General features: G+C 71.3%; 19 protein-coding genes and 1 tRNA gene. 19 read left to right on the top strand and 1 reads right to left on the bottom strand.

Features of this window, described 5'->3' with window-relative positions; all coding sequences use genetic code 11:
• The first annotated feature begins 177 nt into the window (after nt 1-177).
• From HGA03_RS00985 to HGA03_RS00975, 3 genes are all read left to right on the top strand, one after another.
• Nucleotides 178-3,984, top strand: a complete 3,807-nt coding sequence (locus tag HGA03_RS00985) for a YobI family P-loop NTPase (protein WP_444542207.1) — start codon at nt 178-180, stop codon at nt 3,982-3,984.
• Nucleotides 3,985-4,117: 133 nt separating this feature from the next.
• Nucleotides 4,118-4,255 (top strand): N-acetyltransferase, encoded by a 138-nt coding sequence (locus HGA03_RS00980; protein ID WP_168628352.1) that lies wholly within the window; start codon nt 4,118-4,120, stop codon nt 4,253-4,255.
• A 57-nt stretch (nt 4,256-4,312) separates the two neighbouring features.
• Nucleotides 4,313-5,320: a glycosyltransferase family 2 protein gene (locus tag HGA03_RS00975; RefSeq protein ID WP_168628351.1), complete on the top strand. Its 1,008-nt coding sequence runs from the start codon at nt 4,313-4,315 to the stop codon at nt 5,318-5,320.
• Between the two features lie 33 nt (nt 5,321-5,353).
• Here the strand turns inward: HGA03_RS00975 and HGA03_RS00970 are convergent, their stop codons facing one another.
• Nucleotides 5,354-6,250, bottom strand: coding sequence for an endonuclease VIII (locus tag HGA03_RS00970; RefSeq protein ID WP_168628350.1), 897 nt, complete (start codon nt 6,248-6,250; stop codon nt 5,354-5,356).
• A gap of 212 nt (nt 6,251-6,462) precedes the next feature.
• Here HGA03_RS00970 and mfd point away from each other — a divergent pair, with 212 nt between their 5' ends.
• From mfd to HGA03_RS00885, 16 genes are all read left to right on the top strand, one after another.
• Nucleotides 6,463-10,080: a transcription-repair coupling factor gene (mfd, locus tag HGA03_RS00965; protein WP_168628349.1), complete on the top strand. Its 3,618-nt coding sequence runs from the start codon at nt 6,463-6,465 to the stop codon at nt 10,078-10,080.
• Nucleotides 10,081-10,139: 59 nt separating this feature from the next.
• Complete coding sequence (locus tag HGA03_RS00960; protein WP_168628348.1) at nt 10,140-10,688, top strand: hypothetical protein; 549 nt, start codon at nt 10,140-10,142, stop codon at nt 10,686-10,688.
• Nucleotides 10,685-11,320 (top strand): nucleoside triphosphate pyrophosphohydrolase, encoded by a 636-nt coding sequence (locus HGA03_RS00955; RefSeq protein ID WP_239073477.1) that lies wholly within the window; start codon nt 10,685-10,687, stop codon nt 11,318-11,320. Before HGA03_RS00960 ends, HGA03_RS00955 begins: the two co-directional genes overlap by 4 nt.
• Before the next feature lie 162 nt (nt 11,321-11,482).
• Entirely contained in the window at nt 11,483-13,048 is a 1,566-nt protein-coding gene (locus tag HGA03_RS00950; RefSeq protein ID WP_168628347.1) for a Re/Si-specific NAD(P)(+) transhydrogenase subunit alpha, read from the top strand.
• Nucleotides 13,048-14,544 (top strand): Re/Si-specific NAD(P)(+) transhydrogenase subunit beta, encoded by a 1,497-nt coding sequence (gene pntB, locus HGA03_RS00945; protein WP_168628346.1) that lies wholly within the window; start codon nt 13,048-13,050, stop codon nt 14,542-14,544. The genes HGA03_RS00950 and pntB overlap by 1 nt, the downstream gene beginning before the upstream one ends.
• 107 nt (nt 14,545-14,651) lie before the next feature.
• The gene (eno, locus tag HGA03_RS00940; protein ID WP_168628345.1) at nt 14,652-15,932 is read left to right on the top strand and encodes a phosphopyruvate hydratase; all 1,281 of its coding nucleotides are present in this window, start codon (nt 14,652-14,654) and stop codon (nt 15,930-15,932) included.
• 151 nt (nt 15,933-16,083) lie between these two features.
• Nucleotides 16,084-16,905, top strand: coding sequence for an FtsB family cell division protein (locus tag HGA03_RS18595; protein WP_239073476.1), 822 nt, complete (start codon nt 16,084-16,086; stop codon nt 16,903-16,905).
• Between the two features lie 119 nt (nt 16,906-17,024).
• A complete protein-coding gene (locus tag HGA03_RS00930; RefSeq protein ID WP_373307649.1) occupies nt 17,025-17,561 on the top strand; it encodes a DUF501 domain-containing protein in 537 nt (178 codons plus the stop codon).
• A 46-nt stretch (nt 17,562-17,607) separates the two neighbouring features.
• Nucleotides 17,608-18,558: a Ppx/GppA phosphatase family protein gene (locus tag HGA03_RS00925; RefSeq protein WP_239073475.1), complete on the top strand. Its 951-nt coding sequence runs from the start codon at nt 17,608-17,610 to the stop codon at nt 18,556-18,558.
• A 788-nt stretch (nt 18,559-19,346) separates the two neighbouring features.
• Entirely contained in the window at nt 19,347-19,676 is a 330-nt protein-coding gene (locus HGA03_RS00915) for a PadR family transcriptional regulator (protein WP_168628342.1), read from the top strand.
• Nucleotides 19,673-20,824 carry a DUF1700 domain-containing protein gene (locus HGA03_RS00910; RefSeq protein ID WP_168628341.1) on the top strand — a complete coding sequence of 384 codons (1,152 nt, stop codon included), beginning with the start codon at nt 19,673-19,675 and terminating at the stop codon, nt 20,822-20,824. The genes HGA03_RS00915 and HGA03_RS00910 overlap by 4 nt, the downstream gene beginning before the upstream one ends.
• A 67-nt stretch (nt 20,825-20,891) precedes the next feature.
• Nucleotides 20,892-22,319: an NAD(P)/FAD-dependent oxidoreductase gene (locus HGA03_RS00905; protein WP_168628340.1), complete on the top strand. Its 1,428-nt coding sequence runs from the start codon at nt 20,892-20,894 to the stop codon at nt 22,317-22,319.
• 74 nt (nt 22,320-22,393) lie between these two features.
• Nucleotides 22,394-22,467 (top strand) — tRNA-Leu (locus HGA03_RS00900).
• A gap of 180 nt (nt 22,468-22,647) precedes the next feature.
• The gene (locus HGA03_RS00895; RefSeq protein WP_168628339.1) at nt 22,648-22,977 is read left to right on the top strand and encodes a hypothetical protein; all 330 of its coding nucleotides are present in this window, start codon (nt 22,648-22,650) and stop codon (nt 22,975-22,977) included.
• A 178-nt stretch (nt 22,978-23,155) separates the two neighbouring features.
• Nucleotides 23,156-23,494 (top strand): PadR family transcriptional regulator, encoded by a 339-nt coding sequence (locus HGA03_RS00890; protein ID WP_168628338.1) that lies wholly within the window; start codon nt 23,156-23,158, stop codon nt 23,492-23,494.
• Nucleotides 23,491-23,820 carry a DUF1048 domain-containing protein gene (locus tag HGA03_RS00885; protein ID WP_168628337.1) on the top strand — a complete coding sequence of 110 codons (330 nt, stop codon included), beginning with the start codon at nt 23,491-23,493 and terminating at the stop codon, nt 23,818-23,820. The genes HGA03_RS00890 and HGA03_RS00885 overlap by 4 nt, the downstream gene beginning before the upstream one ends.
• Nucleotides 23,821-23,848: the final 28 nt, after the last annotated feature.

The following is a 23,848-nucleotide window of genomic DNA, read 5'->3' as shown; positions in this document are numbered from 1 at the left end:
AGGAGACCTGTTCTGAAGCACTCCGGTTGGGCCTAGCATCAGGTGGTGCCCGCTAAGCCGGAGAATCCATCGATAAAGTCACTTGAGAGCGCCAGCCGCCCGGACGGCGAAAGTCAAGAGCCAAAGCGGCGCCGACGGCGGAGACTCGGTTGGCCAAGCGGGAGCCCGGACGGCCATGTGATCGCGGCCAGTCGCTCGGACCGCGCTGGAAGCACGATGCCGCTGGTGTCGCTGGCGCCTCGGTTTCAGCCCAAGCACCATCAGGTGTACCTGGATCTGATGGAGCGGGCTCTTCGTCACCCGGACACACGCAGTGTCGCTCTCACGGGCTCCTACGGGTCGGGCAAGTCGAGCGTCCTGCAAGCGTTGGTCCGCTCGTACTGGGATAGTCGGTTCCCTTGGAGGCACCAACGCCGAACGATCGAGCTGTCACTGTCGACGCTCGATCCTCGGGCGGCACCAGAGACGCCAACGGCGAACCCCGCCGAGCGGGAGAAGAGCAACCGGATCCAGAAGGAACTCGTCAAGCAGCTGCTCTACCGGCTCCCTCCTCGGCGCACGCCGCACTCTCGGTTCCCTAGGGCGACGACGCCGAGGTGGTCGGCCCCGGGGGCACTCACAGTTTTGGCCGTTCTCGGGCTGGCGTGGGCGGCGGCCGTGCTCTTCGGGTGGCATGCGACGATCGGCGATCGCCTGGTCGAACTCGGGTGGTCATCTGCATGGTTCGGGAGCGCAGTGGCCGTTGGGCTACTGGTCCTCATGTTCGCGGTCTGGAGGGCGCTCGCGGGCCGGTACGCGTTTCGCGCCGGGCTCAAGGCCGGGGCACTGACGGTCAGCCTTGAGCCGAACGCGTCCAGCTACTTCGATCAGTACCTGGACGAGATCATCTACTTCTTCGAGGTCTCGAAGACCTCGGTCGTGCTGATCGAGGACGTGGACAGGTTCGACGATGCTGTCGTGTTCGACACTCTGCGGGCCCTGAACACCCTGGTGAACGGTTCGGGCCAGGTGGGGCGTCGGGTCGTGTTCGTGTACGCGATCCGTGACAGTGTCCTGGGACGGATCGGCGCCACAGCGGATGAAGCCCGCGAGCATGCTGGCTCGGCTGGCAGCGGGGACCTGCCACCGGCGACCCCGAGGACCCCTGCCCACCTGGCACACGAGCTGAACCGGGCGAATCGCGCGAAGCACTTCGACGTGATCATCCCTATTGTTCCGTTCGCCACCGCTGACAACTCCCACGACCTGATGCTCGACGTGATGGCGCCCCACATGTCCCACTCGGAGCACGAGTCAGGGATATCGCCGGCCCTCATCCGCCTGGCGGCCCGGCACGTGGCAGACATGCGAACGCTGTGGTCGATCCGCAATGAGTTTGAGGTTCACTACGACCGACTCGTGACATCCGCCGAACACCCGATGCCCGAGATCACCCACGACATCGTGTTCTCCCTGGTGCTGCTGCGGGTCACGAGCCCTGAGGCATATGAGCACATTCGCCTGGCGACCAGCCCTCTGGACACCCTCGCCAGGCGGTGGCTGAAACTCGTCGAGCATAATCTGAACGTTCAGACTCGTACCCTCACCGCGCTGAGCGCACAACTGGAGAACGGCCGGTCACTCCATGGGCGTGCGGAACTTGCGGGGAAAAAGCTGAAAGCACTTCGGCCCGAGCTGCTGGAGCTTGCCCAGGGATTCGAGGCCAACACGGTCGCGTTCACGGGGCCGCTCACTGGCGACGATCTGGCTGACCTCTCGGGTTGGCAGCAGATCGCAAATGGCGCTCGACTGACCGTCCAGCTGTCTGTCGCGGGCAGGTACGGACGGACGAGCAATGCGCAGTTGGGCCGGAAAATGCTCGCCCGCATGATCGGCATGTCGATCGACCCGCAGGGGTGGCAGGACGCTGACCTCGACGACCTCGGGGCAAAGATCGACAAGACCCGCGAAGAGATCGCATTCCTACGCCACCACACCTGGAAACAGCTCTACGCGCGAGACGACCTGACCATTGCTCCCGAGGGCTCCGAGTCGGCCGACACGAGCACCCCGATCAGCTTCAGGGGTCTCGTGGACGCGTACGCGCCGACCACGATGGTCAGGGAGCTGATCGCTCAGGGGTACCTGCCCCGCCACTTCGCCCGGTACGCCTCGATGTTCTACGGCAAGGACGTCGGGTTGAATGCCGCCGAGTACATCGCCCGGGCGATTGAGCCAGGTGCACCCATCGTGGAGTACGAACTCAGCGAGCGGGACGTCCGCCAGATCTTGCGTGACCAGAAGGCCGACAGCGACGACAACCACCTGTTCGACGAACCGGCGATCTACAACCTCGACATCGTCCGCCACCTGGTGGAGCACCGGCGCGGCGCCGCAGAAAGGGTCGCGAAGCGCCTCGCAGACAGGTGGGGCGCGCAAGAGCAGACTTTCGTGGAGCGATTCTTCGAGAGGGAGCCGCGAGATGTGGCCGGCCAGCTCGCCACTTTGATGGCTCCGACTTGGAAGCAGGCGCTGCGCTATACCTCGGTAGAGGCCCCTGTCACCCCACAGGGCCGCCTGAACCTGGTCGACGCGGTCCTCGGCGCGATCAGCGGGGACGAACGAGACGACCTCGACCCCGAGGTGGCGGCGTATATGTCCGATCATTACGGGGATCTGCGGGCCGTCACCCACCCGGCAAATGGGCAACGGGCGGCCGTCGTCATGGCGACGTTCGCGGCTGCGGACGCCACGATCGACGACCTCAGCAGACTCAACGAGATTGCATTTGAGGCCGCCATCCAGACGAGCATCTACCCGATCAGCGCCACCAACCTGAGCACTCTCGGTGGGGCTGATCGCGTCGCACTCGACGTCTTGTACTCCGAACCCTCGACGCGGGCCGTCTACGAGCACGCGGTGAACCATCTAGCCATCTACCTCCAGGCGCTGGTCGATCTGAACCCCGCGGGAACACCCATCGCGGATCCCGACCTGTTCGCCGAGATCCTGAATGACATCGCAGCCAAGCTGCCGGCAGCTCTGCTGGACCAGCTCGTTGGCGCTACCTCGAACTCCTGCCGGGTACCCGACCTTCAGCGGACGAAGACCGAGACCTGGCCCGCAATTGTCACGCACTGGCGCACCGACCCAACCTTCGACAACGTCCAGCGTTACATCGCCGTACACGACGTGGACGACCGCCTCGGGGCGTTCTTGGCCGCACGAGAGAGGATCACAACGCCCGACCCCGTCCCTCAGCCCGATCGGCTCAAGCTGACCTTCGCGATTCTGGCGGCGCGCGATACGATCGCCGACCCAACCGTGAGGGTCGCACTCACGGCTTCGGTCGCGCCCGGGCTGATTCCGATCGGCCAACTCGGCCCTGCGGACGCCAACCTGGTAGGGCAGCTGCTTGCCGCATCTCTTCTCGCCGACGAGCCGGCGACCTTCGACCCAGACCTCCTGGACCAGTGGGAGCATTTCGAGCCCGCCGTCGCCGCCTCAGACAAGTTCGGCGAGTTCGCGGACACCTCCATCCTGCCCACCCGGCACCTTGCCTCCGTCCTCAACAGCAAGGTGATCCCCGAAACAACCAAGGCAGCGCTGGTCGAGAAGCTGGAGTCCCTCGTCACCCCGGCGACCGCCGGTGAGGCCACAACGATCGCTGACGCCCTCGCCGCCCGCCACGATCGCCTGGACCTGGCCCGTCTGCAAGCCCTGAACGAAGCCGGAGCGTCGACTCCTTCCCTCGTGCGCGCCCTCGTCGTTCAGGGTGATGGCCTCCCGCTCGAGGACCTACGCGAGCTACTGCTGCTCATGGGAGGCGATTACGCCAGAGTCTCGGCCGGGCATCGGGGTGGCACGGTGCGGTTCACTCCTGACCGGGACCACGAGATTCTCCTCAGCCGCCTGGAGGGCGTTACGCACGGGGGTGCCAAAGAGGTGTCCACGAAGACGTACGGCACAAACCTCGAGGCGACTCTCCGACAGCCGACCGCCTAGACGTGTCGGTGCTCTTCGACCGCGCGTAGCGAGACGGTGAGAGAGGTTGGTCTGCTGCTCGCGGTCGGACGGCCGCACAGACATCCGCGAGCTTTAGACCAGACACGGGACTGCCGAGGCCGGTCACGCGGCGGTGCTCACCTCGACCCAGGCGGACGAGCAGGCGCAGCACCTCTACCGGCGACTCGGCTACCGCGACTGCGGCGCACTGCTGTTCCCCGGCGAACCCATCGAGCTGGTCCTGCGCAAGGAGTTGCGGCCCTCGACGTGATCCCCGCGCCGTGATGCACTATGTCTGACATGTCCGATTCTTCGGGGGAGTGTGCCGATGGACCACGACCCGATCGACCTGTCGGTGATCATCGCCGCCCGCAACGCCGCGACCACCCTGCCCGCCCAGCTCGACGCCCTGGCGGCTCAGCGCGGTGACGGTCGCTGGGAGCTGATCGTCGCGGACAACGGCTCCACCGACGCCACCGCCGACCTGGTCCGGCTGCGCTCCGCCGACTGGCCGGAGCTGCACCTGGTCGACGCCGCCGGCCGGCCGGGCGCCGGGCACGCCCGCAACCTCGGTGCCCTGACCGCACGCGGCCGGTGGCTGGCGTTCTGCGATGCCGACGACGTGGTCGCCGACGACTGGGTCGCCGCCATCACCGCCGCCCTCGCGCACACACCCCTGGTCGCCGGCCGGCTGGACTGGGAGCGGCTGAACAGCCCGGATCTGCGCCGATCCCGCGCGCTGCCGCAGGTCGACGGGCTGCAATCCACCGACCCGCTGCCTGGGCTCGGCCACGCCGCCGCCAGCAACCTGGGCGTGCACGCCGCGCTGTTCCACGCCCTGGGCGGGTTCGACCTCGGCGCACGGTTCCTGCAGGACACCGATCTGTGCTGGCGGGCGCAGCTGTCCGGCACCCCGCTGGTCTTCGCGCCGGACGCCGTGGTGCACATGCGGCTGCGCCGGGGCCTGCGCGGGGCGTGGCGGCAGGGCCGGAACACCGGCATGGGCGAGCGCTGGCTGGCTGCCCGCTACGGGGCTCTCTCGACCGCCCCTTCGTCGTCACCGCCGACCCCGCGACCCTCGGCCGCCGACCCCGCGCCCGACTCCGCCCTCGACGCCGGCCCCGCGCCCGCGGACGCCCCGGACCGGCGCTCCCTCGGCCCTCGCCGGGTGCTGCGCCGCGCCGGCCTGGTCGCCGCCCAGCTCGCCCGGGTCCGTCACCACGGCGACCTGGCCGGCCTGTGCTGGGACCTCGGCTTCGGCGTCGGCTTCGCCCGCGGCGGACTGCCCGACCCCGAGCCCTACTCCGCGCCGGAACACCACGCCCTGCGGGCCTGACGCGCCCGGCTCCGGCCCCCGGACCCGCCCCGGTCAGGGCGCCGGCTGGCAGACCGGACAGACGTACACCCGCCCGCCCAGATACGCCGCCTTCTCGACCGCGCCGCCGCACCGCGGGCACCCCCGGTCCAGCGCGGCCAGGCACATCACCGTCCGGTACCCGCCCGGCCGGCCGTCCAGCATCTTCTCGGTGTCCCGGCCGCCGTCGGCGACCATGGTGCGCAGCACCCCGGTGACCGTGTCCCGCAGCAGGTCGCGCTCGGCGGCGTCCAGCGTCCCGAGCTTGCGCCGGGGGTTCATCCGGGCGGTCCACAGGATGTCCTGCAGCACGCCGTTGCCCAGCCCGGGGATCCGCTGGTGGGTGGCCAGCACCGCCTTCAGCGACAGCCGGTCCGCGCCCTCGGCCGCCAGCAACCCCTGCCAGTGCGCGTCGAAGCCGTCGCCGAGCGGCGAGGGCGAGGTCCGGGCGGCCCGGTCGTAGAAGGACTCCTCCTCGCCGCCGTCGTCGACCCCCGGCACCGGCCGGGTGCGGCCGTCCTCGTCCAGTCCGCCCAGCAGCCGGATCGCGCCGTACATCTGCACCGTGAACACCAGCGCGGACCCGTCGTCCAGGTCCAGGCGCAGCTGGTGGCTCTTCGCGACCGGCTTGGCCGCCTGGGCGGGGGTGAGCAGCGTCGGCCGCGCCCCGTCGTTGACGGTCAGCTCGACCACGTCGTCGCCGTCGGCCAGGCCGATCCGGAGGAAGGACGCCATCCCGGTGCCGCCGGTCACGGCCCGCCCGGCCAGCACCGACGGGTAGGCCGCCGGGTCCCCGGTGAAGTGGACGAACGGGTTGGGTCGGGCGGCCACCTGCACGCCGGTGACCCGGCGTCCCGCGAGCTGGGCATCGACCTGGGCGGCCAGGGTGGCGGACTCGGGGATCTCGATCATGGGCACTCCTCGCTTCGGGCGGCTGTGGGACGGATCATCGGTCGGATCGTCCGGGCGCCCCGGCGGCTGTGCCCGGTCGTACTGGGAGTGTGGCACGCACCTGTGACACCCCCAGCGGCGGGATGTCGGTCCCCGCTCGTAGAATCACATCGCACCCCGGGTCCACACGGATTCGGGGTCGTCGTGCTGTCCCACCCGCCCGAAGGGGATCCATGAACGTCGCCGGCCTACTCCCGCTGCTGCTCGAGGACCCGGCACTCGCCCGCGCCGTGGAGCTGGTCCGGGCCCGGGGTGAGCTGGACGTGGTCGGCCCGCCCGGCATCCGGCCGCCGCTGCTGGCCGCGATGTCCGGTGCGGTCGCCGAGCGCCAGGGCCGCCCGCTGGTCGTGGTCACCGCGACCGGCCGGGACGCCGACGAGCTGGCCGCCGCCCTGCGCTGCTACCTGGCCTACGACGACGTGGCCGTGCTGCCCAGCTGGGAGACCCTGCCGCACGAGCGCCTGTCGCCGCGTTCGGACACGGTCGCCCGGCGGCTGGCGGTGTTCCGCCGGCTGGCGCACCCGGACCCCGAGCCCGGTCACACCGGCCCGATCCGGGTGCTGGTGATGCCGGTGCGTGCCCTGTTGCAGCCGGTGGTCGCCGGTCTGGGCGAGCTGGAGCCGGTGGCGCTGAACCCGGGCGACACCGCCGATCTGACCGACGTCGCCGACCGGTTGACCGCAGCGGCGTACAGCCGGGTGGACATGGTGGAGCGCCGCGGGGAGTTCGCCGTGCGCGGTGGCATCCTCGACGTCTTCCCGCCGACCGAGGACCACCCGATGCGGGTGGAGTTCTGGGGCGAGGAGGTCGAGGAGATCCGCTGGTTCGCGGTCGCCGACCAGCGCTCGCTGGAGGTCGCCCAGCACGGCCTGTGGGCCCCGCCCTGCCGCGAACTGCTGCTCACCGAGCAGGTGCGGGCCCGGGCCGCCGATCTGGTGCCGCAGCTGCCCGGCGCGGTGGAGATGCTGGAGAAGATGGCCCAGGGCATCGCGGTGGAGGGGATGGAGTCGCTGGCCCCGGCGCTGGTGGACGCCATGGTGCCGGTGCTGGACCTGGTGCCCGACGACGTGCTGATCGTGGTCTCCGACCCGGAGCGGGTCCGCCGCCGTGCACACGACCTGGTCGCCACCACCGAGGAGTTCCTGGCCGCCGCGTGGACCTCGGCCGCCGCCGGTGCCGCCACCCCGCTGGACCTGTCCGCCGCGTCCTTCGCCTCCTTCGCCGAGGTCCGGGCGCTGGCCGCGGTGCGGGGCCTGGGCTGGTGGACGCTGAGCCCGTTCACCCTGGACGCCGACGCGGTGGAGGGTGCCTCCGACCACCCGGACGACCTGGTCACCGACGGTGAGCACACCGTGGTGGTCGCCGCCCGCGAGGTCGAGCGCTATCGCGGTGAGGTGGAGCGCGCGGTGAACGACGTGCGCGCGTTGCAGCAGGACGGCTGGCACCTGGTGCTGGCCACCGAGGGCCACGGCCCGGCGCAGCGGATGACCGAGCAGCTCAAGGCCGCCGACGTGCCCGCCCGCCTGGTGCCCGCGCTGCCGGAGGAGCCCGAGGGTGGCGTGGTGCTGGTCACCCCGGCGCAGGTCGGCCCGGGCTTCGTCGCCGAGGGCCTCAAGCTGGCGGTGTTCTCCGAGTCGGACCTGACCGGCCGGGCCGGGACGTCCACCCGGGACATGCGCCGGATGCCGTCCCGCCGCCGCAACGTGGTCGACCCGCTGCAGCTGCGGCCCGGCGACTTCGTGGTGCACGAGCAGCACGGGGTGGGCCGGTTCGTCGAGCTGGTGTCCCGGACGATCGGCACCGGCGCGGCCGCGGCGACCCGCGAGTACCTGGTGATCGAGTACGCGAGTTCCAAGCGCGGCCAGCCCGGTGACCGGCTGTTCGTGCCCACCGACCAGCTCGACCAGGTGACCAAGTACGTCGGTGGCGAGTCGCCCAGCCTGAACAAGATGGGTGGCGCGGACTGGACCAAGACCAAGGGCCGGGCGCGCAAGGCGGTCAAGGAGATCGCCGGTGAGCTGATCCGGTTGTACTCGGCCCGGATGGCCACCCAGGGTCACGCCTTCGGCCCGGACACCCCGTGGCAGCGGGAGCTGGAGGACGCCTTCGCCTACGTCGAGACCCCGGACCAGCTGGCCACCATCGACGAGGTCAAGGCCGACATGGAGAAGTCCGTCCCGATGGACCGGCTGATCTGCGGCGACGTCGGCTACGGCAAGACCGAGATCGCGGTCCGCGCGGCGTTCAAGGCGGTGCAGGACGGCAAGCAGGTGGCCGTGCTGGTGCCGACCACCCTGCTGGTCCAGCAGCACCTGGAGACGTTCTCCGAGCGCTACGCCGGCTTCCCGGTCACCGTGAAGGCGCTGTCCCGGTTCCAGACCAAGGCCGAGTCGGAGGCCGTGGTGGACGGACTACGGGACGGCAGCATCGACGTGGTGATCGGCACCCACCGCCTGATCACCGGGGAGATCCGGTTCAAGGACCTCGGCCTGGTGATCATCGACGAGGAGCAGCGCTTCGGCGTCGAGCACAAGGAGACCCTCAAGGCGCTGCGCACCAACGTCGACGTGCTGGCGATGTCCGCCACGCCGATCCCGCGCACCCTGGAGATGGCGGTCACCGGCATCCGGGAGATGTCCACCCTGGCGACCCCGCCGGAGGAGCGGCACCCGGTGCTGACCTTCGTCGGCCCGTACGAGGAGAAGCAGATCGCCGCCGCCATCCGCCGCGAGCTGCTGCGCGAGGGCCAGGTGTTCTACGTGCACAACAAGGTCGAGTCGATCGAGCGCACCGCGAACCGGCTGAGCGAGCTGGTGCCCGAGGCCCGGATCGCGGTCGCGCACGGCAAGATGAACGAACACCAGCTGGAACAGGTGATCGCCGACTTCTGGGAAAAGCGGTTCGACGTGCTGGTCTGCACCACGATCGTGGAGACCGGCCTGGACATCTCGAATGCCAACACCCTGATCCTGGAGCGCGCGGACCGGCTCGGCCTGTCCCAGCTGCACCAGCTGCGCGGCCGGGTGGGTCGTGGCCGGGAGCGGGCCTACGCCTACTTCCTGTACCCGCCGGAGAAGCCGCTGACCGAGACCGCGCACGACCGGCTGTCCACCATCGCGGCGAACACCGACCTCGGCGCGGGCATGGCGGTCGCGATGAAGGACCTGGAGATCCGCGGCGCCGGCAACCTGCTCGGCGGCGAACAGTCCGGGCACATCGAGGGCGTCGGCTTCGACCTGTACATCCGGATGGTCGGCGAGGCGGTCGCGTCCTATCGCGGCGACCAGCCGGAGGAACAGCCGGACGTCACGATCGAGCTGCCGGTGGACGCGCACATCCCGCACGACTACATCGCGCACGAGCGGCTGCGGCTGGAGGCGTACCAGAAGCTGGCGAACGCCACCGACGAGGCCGTGCTGTCCGAGATCTCCGCCGAACTGGTCGACCGGTACGGCCCGATCCCGGAGCCGGTGGCCAACCTGTTCGCGGTGGCGCGGTTCCGGCTGCACGCCCGCCGGGCCGGCCTGACCGACATCACCGCGCAGGGCAAGTTCGTCCGGTTCGCCCCGGTGGAACTGCCCGAGTCCGCCCAGCTGCGGCTCAAGCGGCTGTACCCGGGCACGGTGCTCAAGCCCGCCCTGCGCACGATCCTGGTGCCGTTCCCGATGACCGCCCGGATCGGCGGCAAGCCGCTGCACGGCGAGGCGATCCTGACCTGGGTGCGCGAGCTGATCGACGCGGTGATCCTCGGCGACGTGGCGGCGGCGGCCTCGGTGGGCACCACCCGGTGACCACCCGCGAGGGCCTAGCATGGCGCCGAGCAGCAGACCTACCACCAGGGAGACGACGGATGTCCACCCGACACCGGTTCGGCGCGATCATCGGAGCGGGCGTGCTTGCGGCGTCCTTGGCGGCCTGCGGCGGGGGCACCCCCGGGGCCGCGGTGATCGTGGACGGTCACGCGATCAGCGAGGCCGCGCTGCAGACCACCTTCGAGCAGGTCAGCCCGATCTTCAGCGGCGTCGACCTGCCCAACCTGATCACGGTGCTGGTCCAGCAGCCGGCCTACACCGCGGTGACCGCGGGCCTGGGCGAGGCGTACAGCGATCAGCAGCTCACCGAGCTGTACCGGCAGACCGCCGAGGCGACCGAGGGGATGGACCCGGACGTCGAGCTCACCCCGGAGTCGCTGGCGGTGCTGCGGTTCTCGCTCGCCGCCTCGGCGTTGCAGCAGGCATCCGCGCAGCAGCAGGCCACGCTGGTGACCGACCTGCAGGAGGAGCTGGACGGCCTCGAGGTGAAGGTCAACCCGCGGTACGGGCAGTTCGATGCCACCGGCGCCGTGGTGCAGGGCACCTACTCCTGGATCGTCCCCACCCAGACCGACACCGCCCCGTGAGCGCCGCGACCGACCCGCTGCGCGAGCTGGTGGCGGTGATGGACCGCCTGCGCTCGCCGGGCGGCTGCCCGTGGGACGCCGAGCAGACCCACGCCTCGCTGGTGCCCTACGCCATCGAGGAGGCGCACGAGGTCGCCGAGGCGGTGGAACTCGGCGACCGGGACAACCTGCGCGAGGAACTGGGCGACCTGCTGCTCCAGGTGGTGTTCCAGTCCCGGATCGCGCAGGAGGACGCCGAGGACCCGTGGGGCATCGACGAGGTCGCCGGTGACCTGGTCGCCAAGCTGATCCGCCGGCACCCGCACGTGTTCGCGGAGGCCGACGCGCAGGACGCCGAGGCCGTGCACCGGCAGTGGGAGCAGATCAAGAAGACCGAGAAGTCCCGCGACTCGGTGTTCGACGGCATCCCGGCCGGGCTCGGCGCACTGGCCCGGGCCCAGAAGGTCACCTCCCGGGCCACCCGCACCGGGCTGCCGGTCGACCCGCCCGCGGACGACTCGCTCGGTGCCCGGTTGCTGGCACTGGTCGTCGAGGCGCAGCAGCAGGGTCTGGACGCCGAGGGCGAGCTCCGGCGCACCGCTCGAGCCTGGGAGACCGACCTGCGCAGCGCCGAGTCCGATCCCACCACCTGAGACGACCGGGCCGGTGTCCCACCCCTCGGACGCGGGAGGACACCCAGTTCGCCGCCTGGGCCGCGCCGCTGGGCCCATGGTCCCGACCTCGGTCACCCCGCGTCTCGGCAGGATGGCACGGGCCGTTCGTGCCCGCGCACCCCTCGACCAGAAGGAGAGCCGATGAGGATCGGCGTGCCGAAGGAGAGCAGACCGGGCGAGCGCCTGGTCGCCGCCACCCCGGCCACCGTCACCCAGCTGGGCAAGCTCGGGTACGACGTCGTCGTGCAGGAGTCGGCGGGGGAGGCGGCCGGTTACCCGGATGCCGCCTACGCCGAGGCCGGTGCGCAGATCGGGGACGCCGAGGCGGTCTGGTCCAGTGACGTGGTGACCCTGGTCGACGCCCCGACCGCCACCCAGGTGGCGAGCCTGCGTGCCGGTGCCACGGTGATCGCGACCATGGCCCCCGCCGGGCACCCGGAGCTGGTCGAGGCACTCGCGGAGCAGCGGGTCACCGGCCTGGCGCTGGATGCGGTGCCGCGGATCTCCCGCGCCCAGGCGCTGGACGTGCTGTCCACCATGTCGAATGTCGCGGGCTACCGGGCAGTGATCGAGGCGGCCGAGGAGTTCGGCGGCATGTTCACCGGCCAGGTCACCGCGGCCGGCAAGACGCCCCCTGCGACCGTGTTCGTGATCGGCGCCGGTGTGGCGGGCCTCGCGGCGATCGGTGCCGCGGGCAGCCTGGGCGCGCAGGTGCGGGCCTTCGACGTCCGGCCCGAGGTCGGCGAGCAGATCGAGTCGATGGGCGCCAGCTTCGTGCAGGCCGAGACCGACAGCGCAGTGCAGCAGGGCCGTTCTGCCGACGGGTACGCCTCCGAGCTGACCGCCGAGCAGGAGCGGCTCACCGCGCAGATGTACGCGGAGGAGACCGCCAAGGCCGACATCGTCATCACCACCGCCCTGGTCCGCGGCAAGGCGCCGCGCACCATCACCGCCGAGATGGTCGCCGCGATGCGTCCCGGCAGCGTGATCGTGGACCTGGCGGCCTCCGGTGGCGGCAACTGCGAGCTGACCGTCCCGGGGGAGAAGGTCGTCACCCCGAACGGCGTGACCATCCTGGGCTACACCGACCTGACCAGCCGGATGGCGCGGCACACCTCGCAGCTGTTCGGCACCAACGTGGTCAACCTGATGAAGCTGCTCACCCCCGGCAAGGACGGGCAGCTGGTGCTCGACCTGGACGACGTGGTGCAGCGCGGGATGACCGTGGCGCACGACGGCAGCGTGCTCTGGCCGCCGCCGCCGGTGCAGGTGTCCGCCGCCGCTCCGGCCGCCCCCGCCGCCCCGGTGGAGGACCCGGCGGCCGTCCGTGCCCGGGAGCGGGCCGAGGCGGAGCGCAAGGGCCGCCGGCAGATGGTCGGACTCGCCCTGGGTGCGGTGCTGCTCGGCCTGGCGATGACCTTCGGGCCGTCGGCCTTCCTCAGCCACTTCACGGTCTTCGTGCTGGCCTGCTTCGTCGGCTACTACGTGATCAGCAAGGTGACGCACTCGCTGCACACCCCGCTGATGGCCCAGACCAACGCGATCAGCGGCATCATCCTGGTCGGCGCCCTGCTGCAGATCGGCTCGTCGAACCTCTGGGTCACCGTGCTGTCGGTGATCGCGGCGGCCGTGGCCAGCGTCAACATCTTCGGTGGCTTCCTGGTGGCATACCGGATGCTCGGCATGTTCCGGAAGGAGGACGCCTGATGTCCGTCCCCACCCTGTTCCCGGCGTTGCTGGGCGCCGAGGCGGAGTCCTCGACCCTCACCTCCGCCGTGCAGGCCGCGTTCGTGATCGCGGCGGTGCTGTTCGTGCTGTCGCTGGCCGGGCTGTCCCGGCAGGAGACCGCCCGGCGCGGCAACCTGCTCGGCATGGTCGGCATGGTGCTGGCCCTGGTGGCGACCATCGTGCTGGCGCTGGACCAGTCCGAGCGCAACGCGCTGGTCACCCTCCTGCTGATCGCCCTGGTGCTGATCGTCGGCGCCGCGGTGGGCGTGTGGCGGGCGCAGCGGGTCGAGATGACCCAGATGCCCGAGCTGATCGCGATCCTGCACAGCTTCGTCGGTCTGGCCGCGGTGCTGGTCGGGATCAACTCCTACCTGACCGAGGTCACGGTCTCGGGCTGGTTCGCCTACGCCCCGCTGTCCGACACGATCTACACGCCCCGGCCGGACACCGTGCACCTGGTCGAGGTCTTCCTCGGCGTGCTGATCGGTGCGGTCACCTTCACCGGCTCGATCGTCGCCTACCTCAAGCTGTCGGCGAAGATGAAGTCCGCCCCGCTGACCCTGCCCGGCCGCAACTGGCTGAACCTGGGCGCCCTGGTGGTCAGCGCCGGGCTGATGGTCTGGTTCCTGGCCTCGCCGAGCCTGGTGCCGCTGCTGCTGATGACCGTGATCGCGCTGGCCCTGGGCTGGCACCTGGTCGCGGCGATCGGCGGCGGCGACATGCCGGTCGTGGTCTCGATGCTGAACTCGTACTCCGGCTGGGCGGCCGCGGCCACCGGCTTCATGCTGAGCAACGACCTGCTGATCATCACCGGCGCCCTGGTCGGCTCCTCCGGTGCGATCCTCAGCTACATCATGTGCCGGGCGATGAACCGCTCGTTCATCAGCGTGATCCTCGGCGGCTTCGGCTCCGACGGTGGCGCCCCGGTGGCGGGCGGCGACCAGGACTACGGCGAACATCGCGAGATCCTGGCCCCCGAGGTCGCCGAACTGCTGAAGAACGCCAAGACCGTCGTGATCACCCCCGGCTACGGGATGGCGGTGGCCAAGGCGCAGTACCCGGTCGCCGACCTGGTGTCCCGGCTGCGGGCCCAGGGCGTCGAGGTCCGGTTCGGCGTGCACCCGGTCGCCGGCCGGCTGCCCGGGCACATGAACGTGCTGCTGGCCGAGGCCAAGGTGCCCTACGACATCGTCCTGGAGATGGACGAGATCAACGACGACCTGGCCGACACCGACGTGGTGCTGGTGATCGGTGCGAACGACACCGTGAACCCCGCCGCGCTGGACGACCCGAACTCGCCGATCGCCGGGATGCCGGTGCTGCGGGTCTGGGAGGCCGGCCAGGTGATCGTGTTCAAGCGGTCGATGGCCACCGGGTACGCCGGGGTGCAGAACCCGCTGTTCTTCCGGGACAACACCGCGATGCTGTTCGGTGACGCCAAGACCCAGGTCGAGGCGATCGTCCAGGCGCTCTGACCAGCCCAGACCCGCCGGGACCCTCGTCCACCGAAGGTCCCGGCGACTCCCGCGGCCGTCGGCACTAGGCTGAGGTCGCATACCCATCCGCATTCGAAGGAGCACGCATGGCCACCATCGAGGCCGTCGGCGCCCGCGAGATCCTCGACTCGCGCGGCAACCCCACTGTGGAGGTCGAGGTCGCCCTCGACGACGGCACCATCGCGCGTGCCGGCGTCCCCTCCGGCGCGTCGACCGGTGCTTTCGAGGCCGTCGAGCGCCGTGACGGCGACAAGTCCCGTTACCTGGGCAAGGGCGTCGAGGGCGCGGTCAACGCCGTCATCGACGAGATCGCCCCGGAGATCATCGGCTTCGAGGCCTCCGAGCAGCGCCTGGTGGACCAGGCCCTGATCGACCTCGACGGCACCCCGAACAAGGGCAAGCTGGGCGCGAACGCCATCCTCGGTGTCTCGCTGGCCGTGGCGAAGGCCGCTGCCGACTCGGCCGACCTGCCGCTGTTCCGCTACATCGGCGGCCCGAACGCCCACGTGCTGCCGGTGCCGATGATGAACATCCTGAACGGTGGGTCGCACGCCGACTCCAACGTCGACATCCAGGAGTTCATGGTCGCCCCGATCGGCGCCACCACCTTCCGCGAGGCCCTGCGCACCGGCGCCGAGGTCTACCACTCGCTGAAGTCCGTGCTGAAGTCCAACGGTCTGGCCACCGGCCTGGGCGACGAGGGTGGCTTCGCGCCGAACCTCGAGTCCAACCGTGCCGCCCTGGACCTGATCATCACCGCGATCGAGAAGGCCGGCTTCAAGCCGGGCGTCGACGTGGGCCTGGCCCTGGACGTGGCCTCCACCGAGTTCTTCTCGGACGACAAGTACGCCTTCGAGGGTCAGCAGCTGCAGGCTGCCGCCATGATCGAGTACTACGAGCAGCTGGTGAACGACTACCCGCTGGTCTCGATCGAGGACCCGCTGGCCGAGGACGACTGGGAGGGCTGGCAGGCCCTGATGGCCCGGATCGGCGACAAGGTGCAGATCGTCGGCGACGACCTGTTCGTCACCAACCCGGAGCGCCTGGCCAAGGGCATCGAGCTCAAGGCCGCCAACTCCCTGCTGGTCAAGCTGAACCAGATCGGCACCCTGACCGAGACGCTGGACGCCGTCACCCTGGCCCAGCGCAACGGTTTCACCACGATGACCTCGCACCGTTCCGGTGAGACCGAGGACGTCACCATCGCCGACCTGTCGGTGGCCACCAACGCCGGCCAGATCAAGACCGGTGCCCCGGCCCGCGGCGAGCGGATCAACAAGTACAACCAGCTGCTCCGGATCGAGGAGGAGCTGGACGACGCCGGTCGTTACGCCGGCCGCACCGCCTTCCCGCGCTGGAAGGCCTGAGCGACCAGCTCACCGCACGGACCGGAGGCCGGCGACCCACGTGGTCGCCGGCCTCCGGCACGTCCGCCGTCGGCACCGACACCGGCTCTTCACCAACACGCACCGGCCCGCGTCCCCTCCCGCGCCGCCCGGACACGGCAGAATCGGGGACATGTCTGCCCCGCGCCGCCCCGCCGCACCCCGTCCGGGTGCCGGGCGCGCGGACTCCGGTGAGGTGCAGCGCAGCGGCCAGCGGGGCGTGGAGCAGCGCCGGTCCGAGGAGAAGCGCCCGGCCACCCTGCGCCCGGCCGGTGCCGCCCCCCGTCCGACTCCGCCGCGGGTGCGACCGGCACGGGCGGCCACCCCCAAGTCGTCGACCAGCCGTCCGGCCTCCGCGCGCCCCGCGGCCCGGACCGGCTCCGGTGGTGGCCGGGGCGGTGGCAGCGAGACCGTCCAGCAGCGGGTGCCTCGGCTGTTCACCATCCGGGCGCTGGTGATGCTGATCGTGCTCGCCGTGGCATTCATCCTGGTGTTCCCGACCCTGCGGTCTTACCTCAACCAGCAGGTCCAGCTCCAGCAGTCCCGCGCCGAGCTCGCCGCGGCCGAGCAGCGCAACGAGGACTTGCAGGCCGAGCTCGACCGGTGGTCGGACCCCGCCTACGTCGAGGCGCAGGCCCGGGAGCGGCTGGCCTTCGTGATGCCGGGGGAGCAGGCGCTGCGGGTGGCCGACCCGGAGTCCGTCCCGGCACAGACCGCCGACGAGGACACCGGCGACGGCCCGGCCGTGGAGTCCGACCCCACCCGGCCGTGGTACGCCCAGATCTGGGACTCGGTGCAGGTGGCCGGGGTCGCGGGCACCGGGGAGACCGGCGAGGGCGCGGACGGTGCGGGCGGTGACCCCGGTGCGGGCGGCGACGAGGCGGGATCCGGTGCCGATGCGGGTTCCGGTGCCGAGTCGGGGGACAATGTGCCCGACCCCGCGGCGACCGAGTGACCACCCGGCGCCCGGCTGTTCCTCGTCTTGCCCTGTTCCACCCCGTTCTGCCCCGCCCGACCCGGTGACTGACCCCGTGAAGACCCCGTGAGCACCCCCGTGAGGACCCCGTGACCGACCTGCCCGCCGTCCTGCCCGACCCGACCGTGGTGCCCCGGGCCGATCGCAGCCGCCCGGAGGTCGATGCCGAGGACCTGGACGTGCTGCGCGAACAGCTCGGCCGCCCGGCGCGCGGCGTGGTCGCCGTCGCCGCCCGCTGCGTGTGCGGCCGGCCGCTGGTGGTCCGCACCTCCCCGCGGCTCCCCGACGGCAGCCCGTTCCCGACCACCTACTACCTGACCAGCCCGGAGGCGGTCGCCGGGGCCAGCACCCTGGAGGCGACCGGCCAGATGGTCGGACTCAGCGAGTGGGTGCGCACCGAGCCGGTCGCCGCCGCCTACCAGCGGGCGCACGAGGCGTACCTCGCCGACCGCGCCGAGCTGGGCGAGGTGCCGGAGATCGACGGCATCTCCGCCGGTGGGATGCCGACCCGGGTCAAGTGCCTGCACGCGCTGCTCGGTCACGCGCTGGCCGCCGGGCCCGGCGTGAACCCGGTCGGCGACGAGGTGCTGCTCCGGCTGCGCGACAGCTGGCGCCCCGACCGTTGCACCTGCTGACCCCTCGAACGATCCCCGGCACCGCCGGGCGGGAAGGATGTCCCACGTGACCCGTGTGGCTGCCATCGACTGCGGCACGAACTCGATCCGGCTCCTGGTCGCCGACATCGACCCGGAGGCCGGCACCCTGGTCGACCTCGACCGGCGGATGGAGGTCGTGCGACTCGGCCAGGGGGTCGACCGCACCGGCCGGATCGCCCCCGAGGCGATGGCCCGCACCCTGGACGCCGCCCGCCGGTACGCCGCGATCTGCACTGACCTGGGCGTCGAGGCGATCCGGTTCGTCGCCACCAGCGCCTCCCGCGACGCCGAGAACCGGGACGAGTTCGTGGCCGGCGTCCGGGACGCCCTGGGCGTCGAGCCGGAGGTGATCGGCGGCGTCGAGGAGGCCGCACTGTCCTTCCGCGGCGCCACCGGCATGATCGGCCGGCCCGGGCCGTACCTGGTGATCGACCTGGGCGGCGGCTCCACCGAGGTCGTGCTCGGCGAGCAGAGCCCGGCGGCCGCGCACTCGATGGACGTCGGTTGTGTCCGGATCACCGAGCGGCACCTGCTGAGCGACCCGCCGACCCCGGAGCAGGTGGCCGCCGCGGTCGCCGATGTGCACGCCGCCCTGGATGTCGCGATCGCCGAGGTGCCGGTCGGCCGCACCCGCACCCTGGTCGGGGTCGCCGGGTCGGTCACCACCGTCACCGCGCACGCGCTCGGCCTGGACCGCTACCGCCCGGACCGGATCGACGGCGCCACCCTCACCGTCGACCAGGTGGTCGCCGCCTGCGACGACCTGATCGCCCGCGACCGCGACTCCCGCGCCGCCCTCGGCTTCATGCACCCCGGCCGGATCGACGTGATCGCCGCCGGTGCCCTGATCTGGCGCGAGGTGGTGCTCCGGGTCCAGCGCGAGGTCGCCGCCGCCGGCGGGTCGCTCACCGAGGTCGTCACCTCCGAGCACGACATCCTCGACGGCATCGCCTGGAGCATCGCCACCCCCGCCTGACCCACCCCGGCCTGACCCACCCCCGCCTGACCCACCCCCGCCTGACCCACTCCCGCCTGATCCACCCCCGCCTGACCCCATCCCCGCCCGGCCCGAGCCCGGACCCAGCGTCAGCACCCGACCTCGCGCGCCCAGGTCCGCCGAGAGTGCACGAATGCACGCCTCAGCAGCTCTGAGGCGTGCATTCGTGCACTCTCGGTGCGGCGGCGGCATCCGGGTAGACGACCTTGGTGCCGATCCACCGCACTCGGTACCCACGCGCCGCACCGGCGGCCACCCGGGCCGTCCGGCGGCTGCGCGCGAGGCCAGGGGTCGTCCGGCCCTGACGCCGGATCCAGCGTCAGCCGGTCCGTCTATTGCCCCGTACCCGCGCCGACTTCGTGACATCGGCGCCCAGGTCGGCATCCCGGCGCACGACCTCGCCGCCGATCCACCACACTCGGCGCCCCACGTCCCACGCCCTAGGCCACGCGCCACGCCACGCGCCACGCGCCACGCCCCGCGCCACGCCCCGCCCTGCACGGCCGGCGACCTGGGCCGTCCGGCGGCTGCGCGGTCAGGCGGGTGTCGCCCGCCTGATGTCGGTCAGGCGGCGCCGAGGTCGGTGGCGGCGGGCACGAACTCGGTGCGGGACCACCGCAGTCACCGGCCGCGGCCAGGCCTTTCGCACCACGCAGTAGTTCGGGCTTGAAGGTAGTGCGCATTCCACAGTAGTATCGATCGTGCGGGAGTCGAGGAGGGTCGCCTCCCGCACCAGACCACAGGGGGCAGCCCCGAACGGAGGACCGATGGACACCACCCAGCTGCTGAAGGGCGTGCTGGACGTGGCCGTGCTGGCGACCGTCGCAGCCGAGGACGGATACGGCTATGACGTCGTCCGCCGGTTGCGCGCCGCCGGACTGACCGAGGTCGGTGACGCGAGTGTGTACGGCACGCTGCGGCGCCTGTACTCCTCGGGGCTGCTCACCTCGTACGTCGTGCCGAGCGACGAGGGCCCGCACCGCAAGTACTACGGCATCAACCCGCAGGGCAGGCAGTCCCTGGCGGAGCAGCGCAAGGACTGGCAGGAGTTCGCGGGGACGATGACCCGCCTGCTCGATGGAGAGGAAGCGGCATGAACGCGGTGACGGGCGAGCGGGCGGTGGAGGCCTACGTCGAGGAGGTGCGCGCGCTGCTCGGCGGACTGGACCCCGACGAGGCCGCCGAGCTGACCGACGGCCTGGCGGGGGACCTGGCGGATGCGGTGCACGACATCGACGAGGCCGGCCCGCTGGACCGGGAGTCGCTGGTGGCGCGATTCGGCACGCCGGAGGCCTACGCCCGGGAGCTGTGCACCGCGGCGGGTCTGCCGTTCGCGGGCTCGCCGGCGCCGAGTGGGCGGCGGCTGCGCGGCCGGGTGGGACCCGTGGTGCGGGCGGTCCGGAGCCGGTGGGCGGCCCGGCCGTCCTGGGTGCGCGACCTGGCGCCGGTGTGGTGGGTGGCCCGGGGCTGGATCCTGTTCCAGGTGGTGCTGCAGCTCGGTTCGGCCGGCCGCTACCTGGGCCCGCAGAACCGGGAGGCGCTGCCCTGGTCGGGGCTGTTGCGCCTGGCGTTGCTGGCCACGGTGGTCGCCTCGGTGGCCTTCGGCATCGCGCGGCGCCGGGCCGGTGATCGCCGTCCGGTGCGCTGGGCGTCCACCGCGGTGAGCGTGTTCGCGGTGCTGGCCGCCGTGCCGGTGGTGCAGGCGGTCTCCGGCGCCTCGGGGGAGATGTACTGGGCGGCGACGAACATGCAGGTGCGCTACGTCGACACCGCCGGCAACGCGGTCGCCAAGCCGACGGATGGCGTCGTCGTGGACGGGGTGCAGGTGTCGAACCTGTTCGCCTACGACGCCGACGGCAAGCCGCTGACCGGGGTACAGATCTACGACGACCGCGGGCGTCCGGTGCAGACCGTCAGCATGTCCGTCAACGGGTTGCAGCCCTATGCGCTCCAGCTCCCGGGAGTGAGCGAGCCGTGGACGTTCTACCCGGTGCAGGATGCCGACGGCCGCAACCGGTGGAACGTCTACCCGCTCAGCGGTGCCCCGGAGAGTGCCATCGACTACACCGGCGACCCGGTGGGCGGCATGCTCCCGCTGGTGGACGGTGAGCAGCTGCGGCAGCCGCCGCGGCCGTTCGCCCAGGCCCCGGCCGTCGAGCTGATCAACCGGGACCAAGCGCCCACGCCGGAGGCCGAGGAGACGGCGACCAGCACGGTGAGCGCCGACGGGCCAGCGGATTCGTAGGACTTTGTGCCCAGAATCACGCAGTGCTGAGTCGACCGGGGCCGTGGCACGGATCTACCGTTAAGGCATGCCTCAGTCCTCTGTGTCCACCGGCGCCAAGCCGCGCAAGGTGCCTCGCATCCTGATCCTCGGCGGCGGGACCGTCGGGCTCTACTCGGCTCAGCGCCTGCGCCGGCGCCTGGGTCACCGCGAGGCCGCCATCGTGGTGGTGGACCCGCGGCCGTACATGACCTACGCGCCCTTCCTGCCGGAGGCCGCCGCCGGGTCGATCGACGCCCGGCACGTCGTGGCCCCGCACGTGCGGGCGCTCAAGGGTGTCGACGTCCTGCAGGGCAAGGTGTCGGAGATCAAGCACGCCGACCGCACCGTGCAGATCACCCCGGAGGAGGGTGAGCCGTACTGGGTCACCTACGACCACCTGATCGTCGGGCTGGGCTCGGTGGCCCGGACGCTGCCGATCCCGGGTCTGGCGGAGGAGGCGATCGGCTTCAAGAACGTGGAGGAGGCGATCGCGGTCCGCAACCACGTGCTGGGCCGGATCGACCTGGCCTCGTCCACCTGGGACGCCGACCTGCGCAAGCGGATGCTGACCTTCACCTTTGTCGGCGGCGGCTTCGCCGGGGTGGAGGCGATCGCCGAGGTCGAGGACATGGCCCGGGACGCGATCAAGCAGTACGCCTCGCTGGAGGAGTCCGACCTGCGGTTCGTGCTGGTCGAGGGCTCGCGCCGGATCCTGCCGGAGGTGTCCGAGGAGCTCGGCGGCTACACCCTGGAGCAGCTGCGCAAGCGCGGCATCGAGGTGTTCCTGTCCACCTTCCTCAACTCCTGCGTCGACGGGCACGTGGTGCTCTCCGACGGCACCGAGTTCGACTCCGAGACCATCGTGTGGACCGCCGGGGTCAAGGCCAACCCGGTGCTGGCGAACTCCGACCTGCCGCTGGACCGGATGGGCCGGGTCACCGCCCTCGCGACGCTGCAGATCGCGGACGAGACCGGCAACATCGTGCCGGACGCCTACGCCGCCGGTGACTGCGCCGCGGTGCCGGACCTGTACAACCCGGGCGCGTTCTGCCCGCCGAACGCCCAGCACGCGCTGCGCCAGGCCAAGCACCTGGCGGACAACCTGGCGCTGGTGCTCCGCTCGGCGCAGCCCACCGAGTACAAGCACAAGAACGTCGGCGCGGTGGCCTCCCTCGGCATGTACAAGGGCGTCGCCCAGATGTTCGGCAAGATCAAGGTCCGCGGCTTCTTCGCCTGGGTGCTGCACCGCACGTACCACGTGATGGCGATGCCGACCTGGAACCGCAAGATCAACATCATGGCCGGCTGGACCGCCAACCTGCTCTGGCGCCGTGAGGTCGTGCCGCTGGGCTCGATCCACGACCCGCGCGCGGAGTTCCGGGCCGCCTCGGTCCCGCCGAAGCCGAAGGCCGAGCCGGCCGCCGACCACAGCCCGGTGCCCAGCACCGAGGCGAAGGCCCCCGCGACGGCCTGACCGCAGTCGCCGACGCCCCGCACACCACACCCGGTGTGCGGGGCGTCGCCGTGTCTGCGGCAGGATGGCCCCGCGCCCCCGTAGCCCAATCGGCAGAGGCAGTCGGCTTAAACCCGATCCAGTGTGGGTTCGAACCCCACCGGGGGCACCGGGTCGTGCCTGGCCCGGCGGTCGGCGGGTCATGCAGCGAGACGGGCCCCGGTCACCGGGTGGGCAGCCGTTGCCGGGGCCCCGGCCGCGTGGTCCGCTCGAGGCAGCCCTCGCGCACGGGGCGGGGGTGGTCGGCGGGTGCGCCCGTCACCCGCGGCCCGGCGCGAAGGAGAAGCACATGCGCAGGTCAGCACATCTGACGCTGGGGGCCGTGCTGGCTCTCGGTCTGGCGACCCTGGGTGGGGTCACCCTGGCAGGTCCGGCCTCGGCGGCGACGCCCGGTTCGGCCTGCACGATCTATCTCATCGAGGGCAACGTCTTCGAGGAGGACCCGTACCTGGTTGCCTACCCGGGGACGGTCAATGACACGACCGTCAGCTATTGCGTCCCGAATATGCCGATCCAGGCTCTCCTGGGTACCAACATCAATCTGCTCGGCGTGCAGTGCGCTCAGGATGTCCTCGGCGGGGTCGTGCCCGGAGTGGGGCGCGCGGACTGTCCGAACTGACGCACCTCTCGACGAGTGCCCGTCCCCGGCTCCCCGGGGGCGGGCACTCGCCATGAGAGCCCCCGGAAACTCCTCACTACTCACTGTTGCCAAGTACCGGTACTTGGCGTAACTTGGTACCGGTAGTCAGCGACACCAAGTACCAGGGCTACCGAGAACCAAGGGAGGTGGCGTCACCGTGGGCAAGCAGATGACGGAGATGCTCAAGGGCACGTTGGAGGGGATCGTCCTGGCGATCCTCGCCGTCCGGCCCGCATACGGGTACGAGATCACCGGCTGGCTGCGCGGCCAGGGCTTCGACGACATCGCCGAGGGCACGGTCTACGCGCTGCTGGTCCGGATCGAGAACAAGGGCCTGGTCGACGTGGCCAAGGTCCCCTCGGAGAAGGGCCCGCCGCGCAAGGTCTACACGATCAACGACAGCGGCCGGGATCAGCTGGACGAGTTCTGGCAGACCTGGCGGTTCCTGGCGGAACGCCTGGACGGATTGCACCGCATCGAAGGGGAGCAGCGATGAGCAACTGGATCGATCAGAAGAAGCAGTACCGCGCGTACAAGGCCCGGGTGGCGGCGCTGCCGACCCCGTACCGCACCGCCGTCGAGGCGCTGGAGCGCTATGTCAGCACCCTCGGCCCGGGCAAGGCGGAGGAGTTGCAGCAGTTGTTCGACGACCTGGCCGAGCTGTTCGAGCAGAGCGCCGCGGACGGCGTCACCGTCCGTGCCGTCGTCGGCGAGGACCCGGTGGAGTTCGCCGAGGAACTGCTGCGGAACTACCCGGCCGGCTCCTGGATCGTCAAGGAGCGCACCCGCCTGGCCCGCGCCATCGACTCCACCGAGTCCTGACCCACCCATCCACGAACGAGGGGGGCAC

Source organism: Cellulomonas denverensis (assembly GCF_012396125.1).
In the GTDB taxonomy this organism is placed as follows: domain Bacteria; phylum Actinomycetota; class Actinomycetes; order Actinomycetales; family Cellulomonadaceae; genus Cellulomonas; species Cellulomonas denverensis.
This window is presented reverse-complemented; position numbering and strand designations above follow the sequence as displayed.